Below are 15537 nucleotides of genomic sequence, written 5' to 3' on the forward strand. Positions count from 1 at the left end.
GGAGCCGGGCCGTGCCCGTGGCGTGAACTTCCCTGCCGTCGTTCCGCGTTGGTCTCGTTCCGTGGCGAGCTACTCGCCGGTTAACGTTCGGGCACCCGTCGTCGAACGAAGGTGTCCCCCACATGACTGCCGACCGTGCCGAAGGCCTGGCGCGCACCGCCCGCGCGCTGGCCGCGGGAGAGGTGACCTCGCGTGCGCTGACCGAGCGGACGCTGGCCAGGATCGAGGCCGCTCAGCCCGTGCTCAACGCCTTCAAGCTGGTGCGGGCCGAGGCCGCGCTCGCCGAGGCGGACGCCGCCGACCGGGAGCTGGCGGCGGGTGCGGCCACCGCAGGGCGGCCGCTGCTCGGGGTCCCGCTGGCGGTGAAGGACGACATGGACGTGGCGGGTGAGCCGACCGCGTTCGGGTGCAGGGGCGACTTCCCGCCGAAATCGGCGGACTCCGAGGCCGTACGCAGGCTCCGGGCGGCCGGGGCCGTGATCGTCGGCAAGACCAACACGTGCGAGCTGGGGCAGTGGCCTTTCACGGAGGGGCCCGGCTTCGGCGACACCCGCAATCCGTGGAACACCGGACACACGCCCGGCGGGTCGTCGGGTGGTTCGGCGGCCGCCGTGGCGGCGGGGCTGGTCGCGGCGGCGCTGGGCTCGGACGGCGCGGGCTCGGTGCGGATCCCCGCCGCCTGGACCCATCTGGTCGGGATCAAGCCGCAGCGCGGGCGGATATCGACGTGGCCTTGGCCCGAGGCGTTCCAGGGCATCACCGTCAACGGCCCGCTCGCGAGGACGGTCGCGGACGCCGCGCTGCTCCTCGACGCGGCGAGCGGCAGCCACGAGGGCGACCTGCACCGACCGGCGCCCGTGCGGGCGGCGGAGGCGGCGACCCGTGATCCGGGGCGGCTGCGGATCGCCCTGTCGTTGCGGATGCCGTTCACGGCGACGCCCAAGCATCTGCACCCCGTGGTGCGGGACCGGGTGGTGGCGCTCGCCGACCGGCTCACCGCGCTCGGGCACGACGTCGAGGAGGCCGACCCGCGCTACGGGCAGATCGGCCTCGCGTTCGTGCCGCGCGCGACGGCGGGCATCGCCGAGTGGACCCGGCAGGTGCCCGACTTCTCCCTCCTGGACCGGCGGACGCGGGAAGCGGCGCGCATGGGGCGGCTGTTGGGCGGCGCCCCGCTGCGGCTCGCACGCCGCGCGGAGGCCGCGCTGCACCGTCGTGTCGGGGCGGTCTTCTCGACGTACGACGCCGTGATCGCCCCGACGACGGCCGCTCCGCCGCCGCGCGTCGGCACGCTCGCCACGATGAGCGGCTGGCGGACCGACCAAGCCATGATCGCCGCCTGCCCCTACGCGTGGCCGTGGAACGTCCTCGGCTGGCCGGGCGTCAACGTGCCCGCGGGGCGCACCCCGGGCGGGCTGCCCGTCGGCGCGCAACTGCTCGGGCCCGCGGGAAGCGAACCGCTTCTGGTGTCCCTGGCGGCGCAGTTGGAGGCGGACCGGCGGTGGTACGAGCAGTGGCCGACGCCCCTCCCGGACGTGGCGGTCTCGTGATGTCGGCGGTGGCGGGCTCATGGACGCGCCAACTCCCGCCACAGAGCGGGGTCCTCGAAGCCGAGCGCCCACAGCACGGTGTGACGCACCCCGTGCCGCCGCAGCACGGGCAGGTGCGCGGCGGTTCCGCGGGCGTCCTGGTACCAGACCGTCCGGCTCGTCCGCCCGTCCTCGTACGTGAAGTGGGGCGTGCTGGAGCGGGGGTCGATGCGGTAGGGGGCGCCGACCTTGCGGCGCAGCGCCTCGGCCTCCCGCGAGGTCACGTGCCGGGCCCTTTCGCGCTTGCCGACGGCCCAGTCCCAGCCGTAGGCGGGCAGCCCCGTCTCCAGCTTGTTCCGGGGCACTTCCGCGGTGGCGCGGCGCAGGATCTCGTCGTACCAGGCCGGTGTGGAGAGCGGCCCCGGCGCGCCCTCGGCCCAGTGCAGGTTGTAGGCCATGACGCGCAGCCGGTCGGCGGCCGCGCCGAGCCGCTTGTAGTCCCAGACGCGTCCGGTGCCCGCGGTCTTCGGGGAGACGGTGACGATGCACTGCTTGCGCAGGGCGTGGAGCCTGCGGCAGAGGTCGGTGACCAGCGTCGCGTAACCGTCGCGGACCTTCTCGTACGCGGCGTCGCCGGTCGGCGCGATGCTTTCGTAGTCGAGGTCGAGGCCGTCGTAAGCGCGGCTGCGGGCGATGCGGAGCAGGGCCTCGATGTGTGTGGCGCGGCGGCCGGGGTCGGTCACGACGCCCGCGAGCGCACCGGGCGGCAGGGTCTCCATGACGGTCGGCACGACCTTGATCCCGGCCCTGTGCAGCCCGTCGACGATCCGCCGCTCCCCCGCGCCGGTGTGCGGGTCGACACGCCCGGCCGACCGCATCCGGTACCAGAACGGGCTGACGGTGTGCAGCTGGTCGGCGTGGCGCAGGGCGTTCTTGTACGCGGCGTCCTGGTCCCAGTACGGAAGCCAGGCGGAGACGGTGCGGGGCGGTGGCGCGGGGACGGCGGGGTTCGACGCGGCAGGGACCGTGGCCAGCACCGAGCCCACGACGGCGAGCACGGCGAGGGAGCGGGCGTTGCGCATGTTTCGTGTCGGCATGGACCGAGCCTGCGGGTCATCCCGCGGACCCGCTCAGCGGATTGAGCCGGTCAGGTTCTACGGTGACCCGTGTGACTGCCTTCACCGATGACCCGCACCTGTCCGCATCGCCCGGACGCTCGGGCACCACCGCGACCACCGAGGTCGAGCCGCGCGAAGTGGGCCGGGTCCACACGGAGTACGCGCCCGACCGCGACGGCGATCCCGACCCGGGGGAGATCGTCTGGACGTGGGTGCCCTACGAGGAGAACGACGGGCGCGGCAAGGACCGGCCGGTTCTCGTGGTCGCCCGCGAGGCTTCGGGGACGCTGCTCGCCGTGCAGTTGTCGAGCAAGCGCCACGAGGGCGACCGGGACGGGGCCGCTGCTCGCGCGCGGGTGCCGATCGGGAGCGGGCCGTGGGACCGGGAGGGGCGTCATTCCTGGGTGCTCGTCGACCGGGTGCTGCGGGTGCACGAGCGCGGGATGCGGCGTGAGGCGTGCGCGCTCGACCGCATGCGGTTCAACCTGGTCGTACTCCGCCTCAGGGAGCGTTACGGCTGGCGCTGAGCCCGTCGTGCGCGCCGATGAGAAGTTCACTACCCCCACCGGGGAGGCACCCGGCTGCTCTCCCCGGTGACCTCGGAGCGCGTGCTGTCGCAGCGCGTGCCGATGGCGTGCATGCTGTTGGAGTGCGTTCTCTCGCAGCCGGACGCTCATGTCCACACCCCCGTGTCGTTCATGAACGCATGGTGAGCCGCGTGCGTCGGGCGGCGCAACAGAAATTCCCGGTACGTGAACGGCCTGAGGGGCACTCTTGTGCGAACGCCCTCGAGGGTTTTGGGTGTGACGAGCAGCACCGGATGGAAGGATCCCCGCATGCCTGAGGGAGACTGTACGAAACACCGCACGACGCACCGCACAACGGCGCGCGACACGGTGTCCGAAGCCGAAGTGGAAGCGCTGGTCCGAGGCATCTGCTTCAAGACCGGCCCACCCCGCACCATCGGGGTCGAACTGGAATGGCTCGTCCACGAACCGGGCCTGCCCCACCTGCCCGTATCCGCCGCCCGCCTCGAAGCGGCCTATGCCGCGCTGCGGGCCCTGCCCCTGCACTCGTCCGTCACCGTCGAACCCGGCGGCCAGCTGGAGCTCAGCTCGCTGCCCGCCGCCTCGCTGACGGAGTGCATCTCGGCCATGCAGGCCGACCTCGGCGTCGTACGCGACGCTTTGCACCCCCACCGCCTCACCCTCAGCGGGATCGGCGCCGACCCATGGCGCCCGCCGTCACGGATCCTGCGCGAGCCCCGCTACGACGCGCTGGAGTCGTGCCTCGACCGCGGGGGCCCAGCCGGGCGCCGCATGATGTGCTCGACGGCGTCCGTGCAGATCTGCCTCGACGCCGGATACGAGGAGCCGGGCCCGCTCGGCTACGCGCGCCGCTGGCGCCTTGCGCACCTGCTCGGGCCCGTCCTGGTCGCCGCGTTCGCCAACTCACCGCTCCAGGACGGCCGTCCGACCGGCTGGCGTTCGACCCGGCAGGCCGTGTGGGCGGGCATCGAACCCGGCAGATCCGGCGCGCCGCCCCTGGACGGGGAGCCGCGCGAGACGTGGACCAGACACGCCCTGGACGCGCCGGTCATGTGCGTCAAGAGAGAGCCGGGCGAGGGCCCCTGGAGCGTTCCAGAGGGGATGAGCTTCCGGGCGTGGGCCCGCGCCGGGGCGTCGCGCAGACCCACCCAGGAGGACCTCGTCTACCACCTGACCACGCTGTTTCCACCGGTGCGCCCCCGTGGCCACCTGGAACTGCGCATGGTCGACGCACAGCCCGGCGAGGACGGCTGGATCGTGCCGCTCGCCGTCACGAGCGCCCTGTTCGACGATCCGGAGGCGGCCGAGACCGCCTACCGCGCCGTGAAGCCGCTGGCCGAGCGGTACGGGCCGCCGGGATCGACCGCCGCGCCCCACAATCCGCTCTGGCTGGACGCGGCACGCCACGGCCTCGCCGAGCCCGAACTGCGCGAGGCGGCCGCCGCGTGCTTCGCCGCCGCCGTCGACGCGCTGCCCCGGCTGGGGGCCGACGCGTCCGTGCGGGACGCCGTGGCGACGTACGCCGCCCAGTACGTGGCGCACGGCCGCTGCCCCGCCGACGACCTGCTGGAGGCGGTGCGCGACGACCCCGCACTCCACGACACACCTGGGAACACGCCTGGGAAGGATGTCCGCCGATGACCGGCTCCACCACCGACCCGGAAGCCACCGACCCGGAGGCCCTGCGGGCGCGCGCGCTGGCCGCGCTCCTCGCCGCCCGGGAGCGCACGACCCTCCTCACCTCCTGTGTGGAGGAGGCCGAACTGACCGCGCAGCACTCTCCGTTGATGTCGCCACTGGTCTGGGATCTCGCGCACATCGGCAACCAGGAGGAGCAGTGGCTGCTGCGCGCGGTCGCGGGGCGCGATGCGATGCGCCCCGAGATCGATCCGCTGTACGACGCCTTCGAGCATCCCCGCGCCGAGCGCCCGAGCCTGCCGCTGCTCGCGCCCGCCGAGGCCCGCGGTTACGCGGCCGAGGTGCGGGGCCGCGCGCTCGACGTGCTGGAGAAGACGCCGTTCCGCGGCACGCCGCTCACCGACGCGGGCTTCGCGTTCGGGATGATCGCGCAGCATGAGCAGCAGCACGACGAGACGATGCTGATCACGCACCAGCTGCGGTCGGGGCAGACCGCCCTCACCGCCCCTGACCCGCCGCCCGGCGAGCCCTTCACGGGGCCCGCCGAAGTCCTGGTCCCCGGCGGTCCCTTCACGATGGGGACGTCCACGGAGCCGTGGGCCCTGGACAACGAACGCCCGGCGCACCACCGGCTCGTCCCGCCGTTCTTCATCGACACGACTCCGGTGACGAACGCCGCGTACCAGCGCTTCATCGAGGACGGCGGCTACGAGCGGATGCGCTGGTGGGACCCGGCAGGATGGGCGATGGTCCGCAGAAACAACCTGTGCGCGCCGCTGTTCTGGTGGCGCGAGGGCGGCCAGTGGCTGCGGCGGCGCTTCGGGACGGTCGAACCGGTGCCCGCCGACGAACCGGTGTTGCACGTCAGCTGGTACGAGGCCGACGCGTACGCGCGCTGGGCGGGCCGGCGCCTGCCCAGCGAGGAGGAGTGGGAGAAGGCCGCACGGTACGACCCGGTGACCGACCGGTCGACGCGCTATCCGTGGGGCGACGCGGACCCCACACCGGAGCGCGCCAACCTGGGCCAGCGGCATCTGCGCCCCGCGCCCGCGGGGAGCTATCCCGCGGGCGAGTCGCCGCTCGGTGTGCGGCAGTTGATCGGCGACGTGTGGGAGTGGACGTCCGGCGACTTCCTGCCGTACCCGGGCTTCGCCGCCTTCCCGTACCGCGAGTACTCGGACGTGTTCTTCGGCGGCGACTACAAGGTGCTGCGCGGCGGGGCGTTCTCCGTCGACGAGGTGGCCTGCCGCGGCACGTTCCGCAACTGGGACCACCCGGTGCGGCGGCAGATCTTCTCCGGGTTCCGCACCGCGCGGGACGCCGGACCCACCGAGACGCCTGCTCCGGGGACCGCCTGATGTGCCGTCATCTCGCCTTCCTGGGGCCGCCGGAGCCACTGGGAAGCCTCCTCGTGACGCCCGCGCACAGCCTGTTCCGCCAGTCGTGGACGCCGCGGATGCAGCGCCACGGGACGGTCAACGCCGACGGCTTCGGGGTGGGCTGGTACGCCGAGGGCGACCCGGCACCCGCCCGCTACCGCCGCGCCGGGCCGATCTGGGGCGACGCCTCGTTCGCCGATCTGGCGCGGGTCGTACGCTCCGGGGCGGTGCTCGGCGCGGTGCGCGACGCGACCCTTTCGGGGGCGGACGGCGAGGCCGCGGCGGCGCCCTTCGCCTCCGGGCCCTGGCTGTTCAGCCACAACGGGGCGATCTCCGGCTGGCCCCGCTCGCTCGCCCCACTCGCGCACGGCCTGCCGCCCGCCGAGCTGCTCTCGATGGAGGCGCGCTGCGACTCCGCACTGGTGTGGGCGCTCGTCCTGAACCGGCTGCGCCGGGGCGACGAGGAGGGGCAGGCCCTGGCTGACACCGTCCTGGAGGTCGCGGAGGCGGCGCCAGGGTCGCGCCTGAACCTCCTGCTCACCAACGGCGACACGATCGCCGCGACCGCCTGGGGCGACACCCTCTGGTATCTCACGGAGCCCGGCCGCCGCACCGTCGTGGCCTCCGAGCCCTACGACGACGACCCGCACTGGCGCGAGGTGCCCGACCGCACCCTGCTCGCCGCCAGCCGCACCGACGTACTGCTGACCCCGCTCAAGGAGCCCCCCGCGTGAGCCCGTTCCTGCTGACCCGCACCCTGCCCGAGGACACCACGGGCGCCGCGCTGCGCGCCGACGTCCTGCACGGCCTCACCGCCACCCCGAAGACGCTGCCGCCCAAGTGGTTCTACGACGCGCGCGGCAGCGCCCTCTTCGAGGAGATCACCACCCTGCCCGAGTACTACCCCACCCGCGCCGAGCGCGAGATCCTCGTCGCCCGCGCCGACCGGATCGCCGAGGTCACGGGCGCCCGGACGCTGATCGAGCTGGGCTCGGGCTCCTCGGAGAAGACCCGTCACCTCATCGACGCCATGGCGTCCCTGCACACCTACGTCCCCGTGGACGTGAGCGAGAGCGCGCTGACCGGCGCCGCGAACACCCTGCTCGCGCAGCGGCCCTCGCTGAACGTGCACGCCCTGATCGCCGACTTCACCCGCGGCCTCGCGCTGCCCGGCACGCCGGGGCCGCGCCTCATCGCCTTCCTCGGCGGCACGGTCGGCAATCTGCTGCCCGCCGAACGCGCCGCGTTCCTCTCCTCGGTGCGCGACCTCCTCTCCCCCGGCGACGCGCTGCTCCTCGGCACGGACCTGGTCAAGGACGAGTCGGTCCTCGTCTCCGCGTACGACGACGGGACGGGCGTGACGGCCGCGTTCAACAAGAATGTCCTGGCGGTCATCAACCGCGAGCTGGGCGGCGACTTCGACCCGGACGCCTTCGAGCACGTGGCCGTCTGGGACCGCGAGCACGAGTGGATCGAGATGCGGCTGCGCTCCACGGCCGACCAGACGGTGAAGATCCCCGCGCTCGACCTGGCGGTCGACTTCGTCGCGGGCGAGGAGATGCGCACGGAGATCTCGGCGAAGTTCAGGGAGGACGGCGTACGTGCCGAACTGGATGCCGCAGGACTGGAGCTGACGCACTGGTGGACGGACGAGAGGGGGCGCTTCGCGCTGTCGCTGAGCACGGTCGCGTAGCGCCCCGGCGCTACCGGGCGTCCGTCACAGGCCGCCGACGTCCAGTGCTCTGGTGATCCGGGCCGAGGCCTTGCGGGCCTCGGTCGCCGGGTCGCCGCCCGTCAGGACCTTCGTCATGTATCCCTTGATCGGGTTGTCCGCCTCGACCTCCGCCCAGCGGGGGGAGTTCGGGGTCGCCCGGCCGTTCGCCGCCCCGACGGCCATCGCCGCGGAGCCCTCCTCGTCGGCGACCGCCGGGGCGAGCTTCGCCTTGTTCGGGACGTAGTTCATGGTCCGCGCCAGGTCGGTCTGCCACTTCTTGCCCGCCAGGGCCTCGATCACCTCGACCGCGCCCTTGTGGTCGTTGCTGTGCTCGGGCACGACGAGGTCGGAGCCGCCGGTGAATACCGCGGCGGGCTTGCCCGCCTTCATGCCCGGGATCGGGAAGTAGCCGAGTTTGCCCTTCAGTTCGGGGTTCTTCTCCTCGATGGCGCGGGCCGCGCCGGGCACCGCGACGATCTGCGCGACGTCGCCGCCCGCGAACACCCCGGCCTGCGAAGGATGCTCCTCGTCGGCGTCGCGCGGGCCCTCGCCGAGCGCCTGCAGCTGCTTGTAGAACTCCATGCCGCGCAGGGCCGCGGCCGTGTGCAGGCTGCCGCGCCAGTCGCCGGATGACTCCTTGGTCTCCTTGGCCAGGTCGCCGCCCTCGTCCCAGATGAATCCCGCGAGGGTGTACCAGTCCTGGCCCGCGAGGTAGATGCCCTGCTTGCCCCCGGTGTTGAGCTTCTCCGTCGCCGTGATCCACTCCTCGCGGGTCCGCGGCGGGCTCTCGATGCCCGCCTGTGCGAAGAGGTCCTTGTTGTAGATGACGACGCGGTTGGCTGCGTACCAGGGGATGCCGTACTGGGCTCCGCGGTAGCGCCCCGGCTCGGCGAGGCCCGGCAGCCAGTCGTCCATGCCGAGGTCGCGTGCGGACTCCAGGGTCAGGTCGTACAGGCCGCCCTCGTCGACGTACTGCGCGACCTGGGTGTTGCCGACCTCGATGACGTCCGGGCCGTCGCCGCCCTCCTCCTTGAGCGCCTTCGTCACCTTGGTGCCGATGCCGGTCCATTCCTGGACGCGGATGTCCAGGTCGATGTCGTCGTGCTCCTTCTCGAAGTCCGACTTGAAGCGCTCGACGAAGCCGGGCGAAGCGCTGCCCTTCATGAGCCAGACCGTGACGGTCTTCGAGTCGTCACCGCCCGGCAGCATGCCGCACCCGGCGACCAGGACGGTGGAGGAGAGGGCGAGCGCCAGGGACACGGCAGCGCGGTGGTGCGGCTTCACGTGGGTCACTTTCTGCCTGCGGACAGGGGAAGGTCAGCCCGACGCGGGGGGTGAGCACGCTGCTCGTACGGGTTACTGGCTGGATTTTGGTCCGTACCAATGAGCTGGTCAAGGGGGTACGCCATCTCGCGCCACCGGGGCAGCTGGGGCACGGTGGAGTGACGGCACTTCTCGGCGCCGTGCGGCAGCACGCCGTACGGCCTCATCCGACGGCCCGGAGGAACATCCTCATGTCGAACCACACGTACCGCGTCACCGAGATCGTCGGCACCTCTCACGAGGGCGTCGACCAGGCGATCCGCAACGGCGTCGCACGGGCCTCGCAGACGCTCCGATCGCTCGACTGGTTCGAGGTCACGCAGGTGCGCGGCCACATCGAGGACGGCGAGATCCAGCACTACCAGGTCGGCCTGAAGGTGGGCTTCCGCCTGGAGGACGACACCGAGGTCTAGCCTCGGCGCGGAGCGCTGCGGGCGCTCAGGTGCGGCCCTCGCGCTCCTGGGCGTCCTTCAGGGTCTCGGACGTGTTCGCCCAGGTCACCCGGACGACGGTGAAGCCCGCGCGTTCCGCCTCGACGCAGACCAGCTCGTCGTCGTCCACCAGCATGCGGATCGTCCGTTTGCGGGCGATGTCCTGGAGGATCTCCAGCTTGGTGCGGCGTGCGGGGCGCCGGTCGTTGTTGCGCCGCATCCAGATCCGTCCGCTCGGCAGTCCCTGGCGCGCCAGCCAGTCCACCGTGTCGGCGCGGCAGCGCTCGGGGCGGCCGGTGAGATAGACCACCTGGCACTCCCGCGCGCTCGCCAGGGCCAGCTCGACGCCGCGGGCCAGCGGCGGGTCCTGGGGCGCCGCGGCGAAGAACGCGTCCCAGTCCCGGGGCCTGCCCTCCAGGAAACGCTGCCGGTGCGCGGTGTCCGCGAGGGTGCCGTCCAGGTCGAACACGGCCAGGGGCCTGTCGTCCGCCGTCCGAGATCTGCTGTCTTCCGTCACGTCGACAGCGTAGAAGCGGCCGTACGGGATCCGCGAGGCGGCCCGGGAATCCTGGCGGCCCCCGTGCGTTGAACCCTGTGTGAGCTCAGTGATCGCGGCAACCCGGTTCTCCGTCCTCGACCGATCGCGCACCCGTGAGGGGCACGACGGTCCGTCGGCCCTGCGCGACACCGTGCGCCTGGCCCAGGACCTCGAAGCGCTCGGGTACAGCCGCTTCTGGGTCTCCGAGCATCACGGCGTGCCCGGCGTCGCGGGCTCGGCGCCCACGGTCCTCGCGTCGGCCGTCGCCGCGGCCACCCGCACCATCCGGGTCGGCACGGGCGGTGTCATGCTGCCGAACCATCAGTCGCTGGTCGTGGCCGAGCAGTTCGGGGTGCTCGAATCGCTCTTTCCCGGCCGGATCGACATGGGGCTCGGCCGCTCGGTCGGCTTCACCGACGGGGTGCGCAAGGCGCTGGGGCGCGACAAGCACGACGCCGAGGATTTCGCGGCGCAGCTCGGTGAACTGCTCGACTGGTTCCGCGGCACGTCCGGCACGGGGGTGCGGGCCCGGCCCGCCGAGGGCCTGACCGTCCCACCGTACGTCCTCGCCGTGGGCGAGGGCGCGGCGATCGCCGCCGACGCGGGCCTGCCGCTGGTCATCGGGGACATCCGGGGCCGCGAGAAGATGCTGCGCGGCATCGAGCAGTACCGCGGCGCGTTCCGCCCCTCGCCCTGGCTCTCCGAGCCGTACGTCATGATCGCGGGCTCCATCGCGGTGGCGGAGAGCGAGGAGGCGGCCCGTCGGCTGCTCGTCCCGGAGGCCTGGTCGATGGCGTACTCCCGCACGCACGGCACGTTCCCGCCGCTGCCGCCCGCCGAGCGCGTGGAGTCCCTGGCCATGACGGAGAAGGAGCGCGGCTTCTACGAGTCGGGGCTGACCGGTCACGTGCACGGCACGGAGGAGCAGGTGGCCGACGAGCTGGAGCGGGTGATCAAGGAGAGCGGGGCGCAGGAGGTGCTGGTCACGACCAGTACGTACGACCGCGTCGGCCTCCTCGACTCCTTCCGGCGGCTGGCCCGCCTGGCGGGGCTGACGGCCTGACGCCGTCCGGACGGACCTGGGCCCCGCCCGCGTCGCGTTCCGGGATCGGCCCGGATGCGGCGCGGACGGGCGCGGTGCCCCCGCGGCACGGGGGATGGTTCCAGCGGAAGCACCGCGGTCCCGGAGGCCCTTGCGGGTACCTCTCAGAAGGTCTTGCGACGTCGGCGGGCAGGCGCGGGCGGCGGGGCGCAGGCGTGGGCCTCAGGTGGTCGCCAGCGCCTCGGTCGGGGGCAGCCGTGCCGCGCGTACGGCGGGATAGAAACCGGCCAGGCCGCCGATGACGAGCGTGGCGCCGACACCGCCCGCCATCGCCCAGACCGGGACGACGGAGGGCCAGCCCTGGTAGGAGGCATAGCCTCCCGTGACGGCGATGCCGAGCAGGACGCCGCCGAGGCCGCCGAGCGCGGACAGGAGCAGCGCCTCGGCCAGGAACTGGGTGCGGATCTGGCCCCGGGTGGCGCCGAGCGAGCGGCGCAGGCCGATCTCGGAGCGGCGTTCCAGGACGGAGATGACCATGGTGTTGGCGACTCCGACGCCGCCCACGAGCAGGGCCACTCCGCCGAGGCCGAGCAGCAGTCCGCTGAGGGTGTCGTCGGTGGCTTCCTTGGCCGCCAGTGCGTCCGAGGGCCGGGAGACGTTGGCCTCGTTGGGGCTCTCGGGGTTGGTGGTGGCGCCGAGGACTTCCTGCACGTCGTTGACGGACGATTCGTCGGCCCGCGTGTAGATGGTGGTCGGCGAGCCGTCGAAGCCCAGTTCGCTCTCCGCCACGGACCAGCCCACGAGGGCCGACGAGTCCAGCGAGGGCACGAGTTCATTGGCGGCGAGCAGGCCGACGACGGTGAACCAGCGCCCGCCGATCCAGACCTTCACGTCCTCCCCCGCCCGGTGCACGCCGAGTTGCTCGGCGGCCTTGGGGCCGAGCACGACGGCCGGGTAGCGGCTGTTGGCCGCGTTCAGCCAGCGGCCGTCGACGATCTTGGCGCCGACCGACTTCGGCAGGTCCGTCCGGGCCGCCGAGACATTGAGGCCGCCGGTCTCCTGCACGGGCGTGTGGTCGCTGCGGTAGACCTTGGCGTCGGTCTTGCCGAGGGCGGAGACCGACTCGACGTCGTCCATCGCCGCGATCATGTCGACCGATTCGGCAGGCAGATGGGCCTCACCGCCGCTGAAGTTCTGGCCGGGCGTCACCGTCAGGAGGTTGGTGCCCAGCTCCTGCAGCCTGCGGTTGAGGTCCTCGGTGGAGGAGGTGGAGATGCCGACCACGCCGACCATCGCGGCGATGCCGATGGCGATGCCGAGCGCCGAGAGGAACACCCGCATCGGGCGCGAGCGCAGCCCGGAGCCACCGACCCGCAGCACGTCCGCCGGGTTCATCCGGGCTGGCCTGGGCCGCCGCGGGGGCTCGGGGGCCGTGGCGGGCTCCAGCTCCTTGATCGCGGTCATAGCACGGCCTCCTGGGGGGCGAGGTCGTCCCGGGAGACGAGGGCGCCCCGGGAATCGGGGAAGGAAGCGCTCTCGCCGGCGGCGACCGAGTCGTGCTCGATACGGCCGTCCTTGAGACGCACCTCGCGGGGCAGGTTCGCCGCGATGTCCCGGTCGTGGGTGATGACCACGACGGTCGTCCCGGCCTCGTGCAGCTCGTGGAGCAGTTCGATCACGACCGCTCCCGACCGCGAGTCCAGCGCGCCGGTCGGTTCGTCGGCGAGCAGCAGCGGCGGATCGCCGAGCACCGCTCGGGCGATGGCCACGCGCTGCTTCTCGCCGCCGGACAGCTGGTGCGGCTCGTGGTAGAGCCGGTGGCCGAGGCCGACCCGGCGCAGCGCCCGTTCGGCGAGGCGGCGGCGCTCGCCGCGCGGCCTGCCGCTGTAGAGCAGCCCGTCCGCCACGCTGTCCAGCGCCGGTACGCCGAACGCCAGGTGGAACTGCTGGAAGACGAAGCCGATGGTCTCGGCCCGCAGCGCCGACAGTTCACGGTCGGTCAGGTCGGCCACGTCGTGCCCGTCGATGCGGACCCGGCCTGCCGACGGGCGGTCCAGGGTGCCCATGATGTTGAGCATCGTGGACTTGCCGGACCCCGAGGGGCCGACGATGGCGAGGAGTTCACCGCGCCGGATGACCAGGTCGGCGCCGCGCAGGGCGACGACGTCCTGGTACGCCTTGGAGACGCCCGTCAGCTCGACCACGGGCCGGTCCGTGGCGGGGGCGGCGGGCAGCTCGGGGGTGGACGGGGTCACTTGGGGACCCCCACGACGGTGCCTTCCTTGATGCCCTTCCCGGACACCTCGACCTGGCTGTCCGCGAACATGCCGAGCTTGACCGGGCGGTACTCGGTGCCGTCCGCGGTGACGACCTCCACCGCGTAGCCTCCGCCGCGCTGTGCGACCAGGGCGCTCACCGGGACGACGAGGACGTCCTTGCGGGACTCGGCCTTCAGCGTGACCTGGACGGCGGCGGCCTGGTAGCGGCCGAGGCCCTTCTGGTCCTTCACCGTCAGCTCCAGGGGCAGGGTCGCCTTGTCGTCGGAGCCGGAGCCGGAGCCTGAGTCCCCGGAGCCCGAACTGTCCGCGGAGTCGCCGCTCTTGGAGGTGGAGGGCGTCCCGATGTCCGTCACCTCGGCCTTGACCGTGGTGTTGTCGGGGAGCTCGACGGTGACCTCGGTGCCCTTCTCGACCAGGTCCTCGAACTGCACGTCGAGGTCGACGGCGACGATCCGCTGGGTGCCGGTCCAGGAGAGGATGCTGCCGCTCGGCGCGGCACCGGGCGAGGCCTTCACGTCCGCGACGCGCCGCGCGCCCGAGGCGACCACGGCGTCCCCGGCGGCCACGGTGCCGGTCTCCTTGCGGTTCAGGTCTTCCTGCCACTCCTTCACGGCCGCGGCGGTCGCGGAGTCGTACGTGTCGTCGACCGTGAACCCCTTGTAGCCGAGGGCGCGGAGGTTCTTCTCCAGCATCGTGACGTCGTCGCCCTCGCTGCCCGAAGCGAGGGTGCGGTACAGCGGGAACGAGCCGTACAGGAGCGGGATCCGCTGCTGGTCGACGCGGTAGACGGTGTCGCCGCGCTCGATGATCCTGCCTTCCTTGGGCACCCAGGTGACGATGCCGTCGCTGCCGGTCGCCCCGGAGGAGCCGTCCTGGCCGGACTGGCCGGACTGGCCCGACTGACCGGACTGGCCGTTCTGCGCGGACTGTCCGTCGCCCGAGCCGGACGACGAGGCCGGTGCCTGCACGGTGGTCGCGTCGCCGTAGCCGAGGTTGCCGTCGACGGTCTCGGTGTTGGTCAGCGTCGTCCGTGCCACCTTCGCCGTGGCCGGCGGGCCCGAGGGCGCGGAGCCCGCCGAGTCACTGCCGTCGCCGCCGATGATGCCGGTGGCGGCGACGCCCGCCGCCGCGGTCACCGTGATCGCGGCGAGCGCGAGCAGCGAGGTGCGCAGCGGGCGGCGCCTGCGGCTGGTGCCGGGCGGCGCCTCGTCCTCGTCCGGGTCCTCGGCCGATGCGGTGTCCGGCGTGGCGGCCTCCGGCGCCAGGGCCGTTTCGAGGTCGCGGGTCTCCGGCCCCGGGTCGGGGGACGGCTCCTCGGCCGTGTCGACGGCTCCGGCCCGCTTCGTCGACACCTCGCCGGAGCTGTGGCGTTCCAGCGCGCCGGACGGCTCACCGGCCACGGGCAGCGCTTCGGTCTCGTCGCGGCTGGTCACTGCGGGACGCCTCCCCCTTGACCGTTGTTCATCATCATGCCGCCGCCGGGGTACTTGCTCTGGCAGGCGCCCATGGCCTTGGTGAACTCCGCGCCGCCCGGGGTGATGCCGGTGCCGTTGATGTCGATCTTCATGTTGCTGCCCTCGATCTCCGGGTCGGGGAACTTGGGGAGCCCGTTCTTGCGCAGGCACTTCGCCCAGGCCGACACCTTCTCGGAGTCGAGGGCGGCGCCACCGCCCCCACCGCCGCCCAGGCCCTGCGGGGCCTTGTCCCGGCAGGCCTCCTCGGCCTTCTTGAACGACTCGGAGTTCGGATCGGCCCCTTCGCCGGGGGTGAGCCTGACGCCACCCGTGTCCTGCTGCGGATCGGGGTAGTCGGGCGCGCCGTTGTCGCGCATGCACTTGGAGTACGCGAGGCCCTGGTCGAAGGGGCTGGTCGGGGACGCGGACGCATCCTTCCCCGACGAGGCCGCGGAGGAGTCTCCCGAGCAGCCCGTGAGGAGGGTTCCGGTCACCAGGGCGGATGCGGCGAGGAGAGCGGGTGCAATGGCTCGCTTGCGTGCGA

At 72.9% G+C, this 15537-nt stretch carries 15 protein-coding genes; 8 read left to right on the plus strand and 7 right to left on the minus strand.

What is annotated here, in order from left to right; all coding sequences use genetic code 11:
- Positions 1–122 precede the first annotated feature (122 nt).
- Positions 123–1550 carry an amidase gene (locus tag AC068B_RS31720; RefSeq protein WP_478674981.1) on the plus strand — a complete coding sequence of 476 codons (1428 nt, stop codon included), beginning with the start codon at positions 123–125 and terminating at the stop codon, positions 1548–1550.
- A gap of 17 nt (positions 1551–1567) precedes the next feature.
- Here AC068B_RS31720 and AC068B_RS31725 read toward each other — a convergent pair whose 3' ends face one another.
- The gene (locus AC068B_RS31725; RefSeq protein WP_478674982.1) at positions 1568–2626 is read right to left on the minus strand and encodes a glycosyl hydrolase family 18 protein; all 1059 of its coding nucleotides are present in this window, start codon (positions 2624–2626) and stop codon (positions 1568–1570) included.
- Positions 2627–2697: 71 nt separating this feature from the next.
- Here AC068B_RS31725 and AC068B_RS31730 point away from each other — a divergent pair, with 71 nt between their 5' ends.
- The 5 genes from AC068B_RS31730 to egtD all read left to right on the plus strand — a co-directional run bounded on the left by AC068B_RS31730 (position 2698) and on the right by egtD (position 7905).
- A complete protein-coding gene (locus AC068B_RS31730) occupies positions 2698–3174 on the plus strand; it encodes a type II toxin-antitoxin system PemK/MazF family toxin (RefSeq protein WP_478674983.1) in 477 nt (158 codons plus the stop codon).
- Between the two features lie 309 nt (positions 3175–3483).
- Positions 3484–4836 (plus strand): ergothioneine biosynthesis glutamate--cysteine ligase EgtA, encoded by a 1353-nt coding sequence (gene egtA, locus AC068B_RS31735; protein ID WP_478674984.1) that lies wholly within the window; start codon positions 3484–3486, stop codon positions 4834–4836.
- Positions 4833–6191, plus strand: coding sequence for an ergothioneine biosynthesis protein EgtB (egtB, locus tag AC068B_RS31740; protein WP_478674985.1), 1359 nt, complete (start codon positions 4833–4835; stop codon positions 6189–6191). Before egtA ends, egtB begins: the two co-directional genes overlap by 4 nt.
- Positions 6191–6946, plus strand: coding sequence for an ergothioneine biosynthesis protein EgtC (egtC, locus tag AC068B_RS31745; protein WP_478674986.1), 756 nt, complete (start codon positions 6191–6193; stop codon positions 6944–6946). The genes egtB and egtC overlap by 1 nt, the downstream gene beginning before the upstream one ends.
- Positions 6943–7905, plus strand: coding sequence for an L-histidine N(alpha)-methyltransferase (gene egtD, locus AC068B_RS31750; RefSeq protein ID WP_478674987.1), 963 nt, complete (start codon positions 6943–6945; stop codon positions 7903–7905). The genes egtC and egtD overlap by 4 nt, the downstream gene beginning before the upstream one ends.
- A 24-nt stretch (positions 7906–7929) precedes the next feature.
- On the opposite strand, the gene AC068B_RS31755 is transcribed toward egtD, so the two are convergent.
- On the minus strand, positions 7930–9135 hold the full coding sequence (locus AC068B_RS31755) for an extracellular solute-binding protein (protein WP_478675109.1): 1206 nt from the start codon (positions 9133–9135) through the stop codon (positions 7930–7932).
- Between the two features lie 305 nt (positions 9136–9440).
- Between AC068B_RS31755 and AC068B_RS31760 the strand changes: the two genes are divergently transcribed.
- Positions 9441–9662, plus strand: a complete 222-nt coding sequence (locus AC068B_RS31760) for a dodecin (RefSeq protein WP_356254407.1) — start codon at positions 9441–9443, stop codon at positions 9660–9662.
- Between the two features lie 25 nt (positions 9663–9687).
- Here the strand turns inward: AC068B_RS31760 and AC068B_RS31765 are convergent, their stop codons facing one another.
- Entirely contained in the window at positions 9688–10197 is a 510-nt protein-coding gene (locus tag AC068B_RS31765; protein ID WP_478674988.1) for a phosphatase domain-containing protein, read from the minus strand.
- A 79-nt stretch (positions 10198–10276) separates the two neighbouring features.
- On the opposite strand from AC068B_RS31765, the gene AC068B_RS31770 reads away from it, so the two are divergent.
- The gene (locus tag AC068B_RS31770; RefSeq protein ID WP_478674989.1) at positions 10277–11281 is read left to right on the plus strand and encodes an LLM class flavin-dependent oxidoreductase; all 1005 of its coding nucleotides are present in this window, start codon (positions 10277–10279) and stop codon (positions 11279–11281) included.
- A 201-nt stretch (positions 11282–11482) separates the two neighbouring features.
- Here the strand turns inward: AC068B_RS31770 and AC068B_RS31775 are convergent, their stop codons facing one another.
- The 4 genes from AC068B_RS31775 to AC068B_RS31790 are packed head-to-tail and all read right to left on the minus strand — an operon-like array spanning position 11483 to position 15487.
- On the minus strand, positions 11483–12724 hold the full coding sequence (locus AC068B_RS31775; RefSeq protein WP_478674990.1) for an ABC transporter permease: 1242 nt from the start codon (positions 12722–12724) through the stop codon (positions 11483–11485).
- Positions 12721–13515 (minus strand): ABC transporter ATP-binding protein, encoded by a 795-nt coding sequence (locus AC068B_RS31780; protein ID WP_478674991.1) that lies wholly within the window; start codon positions 13513–13515, stop codon positions 12721–12723. Before AC068B_RS31780 ends, AC068B_RS31775 begins: the two co-directional genes overlap by 4 nt.
- Positions 13512–14972 (minus strand): peptidoglycan-binding protein, encoded by a 1461-nt coding sequence (locus AC068B_RS31785; RefSeq protein ID WP_478674992.1) that lies wholly within the window; start codon positions 14970–14972, stop codon positions 13512–13514. The genes AC068B_RS31780 and AC068B_RS31785 overlap by 4 nt, the downstream gene beginning before the upstream one ends.
- Positions 14969–15487, minus strand: coding sequence for a hypothetical protein (locus AC068B_RS31790; RefSeq protein WP_478674993.1), 519 nt, complete (start codon positions 15485–15487; stop codon positions 14969–14971). Before AC068B_RS31790 ends, AC068B_RS31785 begins: the two co-directional genes overlap by 4 nt.
- Positions 15488–15537: the final 50 nt, after the last annotated feature.

This window comes from Streptomyces sp. NPDC042371 (genome assembly GCF_056437465.1).